This window comes from Streptomyces alkaliphilus (assembly GCF_014141535.1).
In the GTDB taxonomy this organism is placed as follows: Bacteria; Actinomycetota; Actinomycetes; order Streptomycetales; family Streptomycetaceae; genus Streptomyces; species Streptomyces alkaliphilus.
The window spans coordinates 1-5,021 of sequence record NZ_VKHT01000328.1; the positions used below are offsets into that span (position 1 = coordinate 1).

The following is a 5,021-nucleotide window of genomic DNA, read 5'->3' on the forward strand; positions in this document are numbered from 1 at the left end:
CCCCCGGCCCGTACCGCCGTTCCCGCACGGCCGTTCCCGCACGGCCGTTTCCCTCCCGGGCCCCGGAGCGCCGGACGGGCTCCGCCGGGAGCCCGGAGACATCGCACCCACCACCCCGCACACCGCGCCGAGGGGGACACCGGCCGCACCGGCCCCTCTCCCGCCGCCCGACCCGTGGGAGTTGACACACCATGAGCACCACGAGCCGCCGGACCGCGCGTCCCGGCGCCCGCCTGCGCAAGACCGTTCTCGGCACCGGGGTCACCCTGGTGCTGGCCGGGATGAACATGCCGGCCGCCATCGGCTTCACCCAGGACCGCCTGCACGAGTACCGGATATCCAGGCCCGAGTACCGGGCCGAATACGGATCCTGGGCGCTGGTGGACGTTCCCGAGCGGTACCGCACCAACGCCATCCACGCCGCGCTGCTGCACACCGGCAAGGTGATGCTGATCGCCGGCTCCGGCAACGACCAGCAGGAATTCGACGCGGGCACCTTCGAGACCGTCCTGTGGGACCCCTCGGACAACACCTGGACCGAGGTGGGGACCCCCGACGACCTGTTCTGCGCCGGCCACTCCCAACTCGCCGACGGCCGACTGCTGGTCGCGGGTGGCACCGCCCGCTACGAACTCCTCGGCGATCAGGTGACCCGGGCCGGCGGCGGCATGATCGTCAAGAACGAGAACCCCGACCGCGAGCACACCTTCCCCGCGGGCACGGTCTTCCGCTCCCCCGACGGGGTCGCCTACGAGACGGAGATCGAGTTCACCCTCCCGCCCGCCACGAAGGAGGAGCGGGTCGAGGCCGGCGGTGACGGCGAGGACGCCGAGGAGACCACCACCGTCGAGATCACCGCGAGCGAGGTACGGGTCTTCGTCGTCGCCGTGGAGGAGGGCGAGGGCTCGGTCAACGAGGAGCCCACCCAGTACTCCATCGACGGCCTCACCGGCGAGGACGCCGACAACGTCTACGGTCTGGCCGAGTCCCTGACCCTGGAGGACCAGGACTTCCACGGGATCAAGGCGGCCTACGAGTTCGACCCGGTCGCCGAGCGGTACATCCCGGTCGACCCCATGGCCGAGGCCCGCTGGTACCCCACCCTCACCACCCTCCCCGACGGTCGGGTGCTCACCGTCTCCGGTCTGGACGACATCGGCGAGGTCGTCCCCGGCATCAACGAGATCTACGACCCGGAGACGCAGACCTGGGAGGAGGGGCCCGAGCGGTACTTCCCCACCTACCCGGCGCTGTTCCTGGCGCAGGGCGGCAAGATCTTCTACACCGGCTCCAACGCCGGGTACGGACCCGCCGACGAGGGCCGTGAGCCCGGTATCTGGGACCTGGAGACCAACACCTTCACCGAGGTCGGCGGTCTGCGCGACGCCGACCAACTGGAGACCTCCGCCTCCCTGCTGCTGCCGCCCGCCCAGGCGCAGCGGTTCATGGTGCTCGGCGGCGGCGGGGTCGGCGAGTCCGAGGACTCCACGCCCCGGACCGCCGTCATCGACCTCACCGAGGCCGAGCCCCGCTACCGCGACGCCGCCGAACTGCCGCAGGGCACCCGCTACCTCAACAGCGTGATCATGCCGGACGACACCGTCTTCACCACCGGCGGCTCCGAGGACTACCGGGGACGGGGCAGGAGCGACATCCTCAAGGCGCAGTTCTACGACCCGGCCACCGACACCTTCCGGCCCGCCGCCGACCCCACCGTGCCGCGCAACTACCACGCGGAGGCGCTGCTGTTGCCCGACGGTCGGGTCGCCACCTTCGGCTCCGACCCGCTGTTCGCGGACGCCGACAACACCCGGATGGGCCGCTTCGAGCAGCGCGTGGAGGTCTACACCCCGCCCGCCCTGTACCGCGCGGAGACCGCCGCCAAGGACGGCGTCGCCGGTCGGCCGGTCATCGAGGACGGCCCCCGGGAGCCGGCGCGCGGTGCCGAGTCCGTCTTCCGGGTACCGGACGCCGAGCGGATCGGGACCGCCCGCCTGATCCGGCCCAGCGCCGTCACCCACACCACCGACGTCGAACAGCGCTCGATCGCGGTGGAGATCACGGCGGCGGAGGGCGACGAACTGACCCTGGACATCCCGGAGGACCGCTCGCTGACCCCGCCCGGCTGGTACATGCTCTTCGTCACCGACGGCGGGGGCGCCTTCTCCGAGGCGCACTGGGTTCACCTGCCCTGACGGGAGCGCCCGCCCGGGGCGCCCCGCTCCCGATCGCCGGCCCCGGTCCGTCGTTCCCCTCGTCGGGCCGGGGCCGGCTCCCCGCCGGCCGGGACCGGCCGCGGGGCCGGAGCCGCCGTCCCGCGCGGTGGACGACCCCGGACGGCGGGGTCCGACCCGGGGACACCGGGAGAGGTCTCAGGGCTCCCGGAGGTAGGGCGTGGTCGTGCCCAGCCGCTCGAAACCGAGCCGGCGGAGAATCGGGGCACTCGTCGGCATGGCATCGACCACGAGGAAGCGCGCTCCCCGGTCCGCCGCCAGGCGGGCCCGGTGCGCCACCATGTCCCGGTGGAGGCCGCGACCCCGGAACCCCGTGACGATGCCGCCGCCCCACAGGCCCGCGAAGTCCGTGCCGGGGGTGAACTCGATCCGGGCCGATCCGACGGGCCGGTCACCGGCCATGGCCAGGGTCACCACGAAGCTGTCGGGAGCGTGCGCGAGCCGCTCGAGCAGTTGGTCGCGCGACCGCCCGCCGCCGGTGCCGAACGCGGCCTCGTGCACCCCCACCGCGAGGTCGATGCCCACCGCGTCGGTGACGTCCACGAGCCGCGGGCCGTCGGGGCGTTCGCCGCCTCCGGCCGGAGCAGTCGGCGCGGCGACCTCGGCGACCATCAGGCTTTCGGGCTCCCCGGCGGTGAACCCGGCGCACAGCAGCCGCTCGCCGAGATCGGCGGGGGTGTCGTGGGAGTACGTCTTCCATTCGAAGCCGACCCCGAGCGCGCCGTAGTGCCGCACCTGTTCGGCGATCGCGGCGTCCGCGTTCGCGGCGTCGAGGTCGGACCACACGACGCCGTTCCAATCGTGCGGCCCGCCGGTCCACCGGACCACGTCGCCCCGGTCCTCGACCCGCACACCCGCGTGATCCGGTGGGGCGTCACGCCGCATCCGGCGGTCGAACAGGCGCAGCACCCCGGCGTGATCCATGCGCGCATTCCACCACCGGGAAGGTCCCCGCACCAACGGATTTCCCCACCCCGGGCGCGTTGCGCGGGGCTCAGTCCAACAGGCCGTGGTGCAGGGCCCGGAGCACCGCCCTCGTCCGGTCCCGGGTGCCCAGCTTGAGCAGCACCGCCGAGACGTGGTTCTTGACCGTGCCCTCCGCCAGGAAGAGGGCGTCGGCGATCTCCCGGTTGGTGTATCCGCCGGCGAGCAACCGCAACACCTCCACCTCACGGCCGGTCAGCTTCTCCACCGGCGCCGAGACGTCCTCTCCGAGCGGTTCCGGGGCGCCCCCCTCGCGCACCGTCCGCAGCAGTCGCTCGGTGATCGCCGGACGCACCAGCGTGCCGCCGTCGGCCAGCGTCCGCACCGCGCCCACGAGCTGCTCCAGGGTGACGTCCTTCAGCAGGTAGCCACGGGCCCCCGCGCGCAGCGCGCCCAGCACCAGCTCGTCGTCGTCGAAGGTGGTCAGCACCAGCACCGGCACGTCGATGCCCAGCTCCCGCAGGTCCTCCAGGGCGCCGATGCCGTCCCGGCCCGGCATCCGCAGGTCCAGCAGCACCACGTCCGGGGCGTGCGCCCGGATCACCGCCACCGCCGACCGGCCGTCCTCCGCCTCGGCGACCACCTCCACGCCCTCGGCCAGTCCCAACAGGCTCCGGATGCCCTGGCGCACCAGGGTCTGGTCGTCCACCACGCACACCCGGATCACGGCCCCGGCACCTCCGCCACCACCCGGAAGCCCCGACCGGCGGTGAACCGGGTTCGGCCGCCCAGCTCCTCCACCCGCTCGGTCAGCCCCCGCAGGCCGTTGCCCGCCACCACCGGGCCGTGAGCCCGACCGTCGTCCCGGGCCGTGAAGACCACGCCGCCCTGTCCGTCGTCGGTGACGTCCACCCACAGCCGGCTCGCCCCGGAGTGGCGGATGGTGTTGGTGACCACCTCCTGGAAGCAGCGGATCAGCAGCGCGGTGCGGGCCTCGTCCGTCCGCACCGCCTCGTCCACGCGCAGGTGCACGGCCGGTTCGGGCAGCTTCGCCACGATCCCCTCCAGGGCGTCCCGCAGGTCGGGGGCGTGGCGTCGCAGCTCCCCCACCGTCGCCCGCACATCGCCGAGCAGCTCCCGGGCCGTGGCGCGGGCCTGTCGCACGTGTCCCTCCGCCGGTGGCGTCGCGTGGTGGGAGGCCACCTCCAGTTCCAGCGTCAACACGGTGAGCTGGTGACCCAGCAGGTCGTGCAGCTCGCGGGCGATCCGCAGCCGTTCGTCGGTGCGGCCCGCCTCCTCCAGCAGGGCGCCGGTGGCGCGCAGCTCGGCGTGGGCGACGGCCAGCCGCTCGTGGGCCTCCAGCTCCCGGCGGTGGGCCGTCACCCCCAACACGGTGCCCACCTGCAACAACAGGTACAGAAGCGCCACCATCGCCGCCTCCGCCGGAGAGCTGCCGGTGAGCACCACCGCGAGCGTGACCACGACGGTGTGCGCGGCGATGATCGCCGCGACGCCCCGGAGGGACACCAGGTAACCCGCGATCGCCGAGGTGAACACCAGCAGGATCGGGGTCCAGCCCGCGTCGGGAGCGGTGAGCACCAGGATCGAGCCGAGCGCCACCTGGGCGATCAGAACCCACCGGGCGGCATCGGGGCCGAGTTGTTCCGCGCGCCAGGTGCCCAGCACCATCGCGGTCAGGAAGGCGAGCAGCAGGAGTGCCCACAGCCAGGACGGTCCGGTGACGGACACCGTGCCCCGTGCCAGCCCGATCAGCACCGGGGTGCCCACGGCCAGGCAGACCACCGGTCCGACCAGGCCCTCCCACACCGTCGACTCCACCCGCCGCATCCCCCCATCGTAGGG

The 5,021-nt window shown here is 73.5% G+C and carries 4 protein-coding genes; 1 reads left to right on the top strand and 3 read right to left on the bottom strand.

Annotated elements, in window-relative coordinates; all coding sequences use genetic code 11:
- The first annotated feature begins 191 nt into the window (after positions 1 to 191).
- Complete coding sequence (glxA, locus tag FNQ90_RS12275; RefSeq protein ID WP_182606405.1) at positions 192 to 2,195, top strand: radical copper oxidase GlxA; 2,004 nt, start codon at positions 192 to 194, stop codon at positions 2,193 to 2,195.
- A gap of 177 nt (positions 2,196 to 2,372) precedes the next feature.
- Here the strand turns inward: glxA and FNQ90_RS12280 are convergent, their stop codons facing one another.
- The 3 genes from FNQ90_RS12280 to FNQ90_RS28150 form a co-directional block, all read right to left on the bottom strand.
- Positions 2,373 to 3,158, bottom strand: a complete 786-nt coding sequence (locus FNQ90_RS12280) for a GNAT family N-acetyltransferase (RefSeq protein WP_182606406.1) — start codon at positions 3,156 to 3,158, stop codon at positions 2,373 to 2,375.
- A 70-nt stretch (positions 3,159 to 3,228) separates the two neighbouring features.
- Entirely contained in the window at positions 3,229 to 3,885 is a 657-nt protein-coding gene (locus FNQ90_RS12285; protein ID WP_182606407.1) for a response regulator, read from the bottom strand.
- Positions 3,882 to 5,021 (bottom strand): sensor histidine kinase (locus tag FNQ90_RS28150; protein WP_267133046.1); only part of this gene is annotated, 1,140 nt, incomplete at its 5' end. The genes FNQ90_RS12285 and FNQ90_RS28150, both read right to left, overlap by 4 nt.

Bases quoted from the DNA above. Each gene is read 5' to 3' on its own strand.
- glxA (WP_182606405.1), top strand. From the start codon at position 192: ATGAGCACCACGAGCCGCCGGACCGCGCGTCCCGGCGCCCGCCTGCGC.
- FNQ90_RS12280 (WP_182606406.1), bottom strand. From the start codon at position 3,158: ATGGATCACGCCGGGGTGCTGCGCCTGTTCGACCGCCGGATGCGGCGT.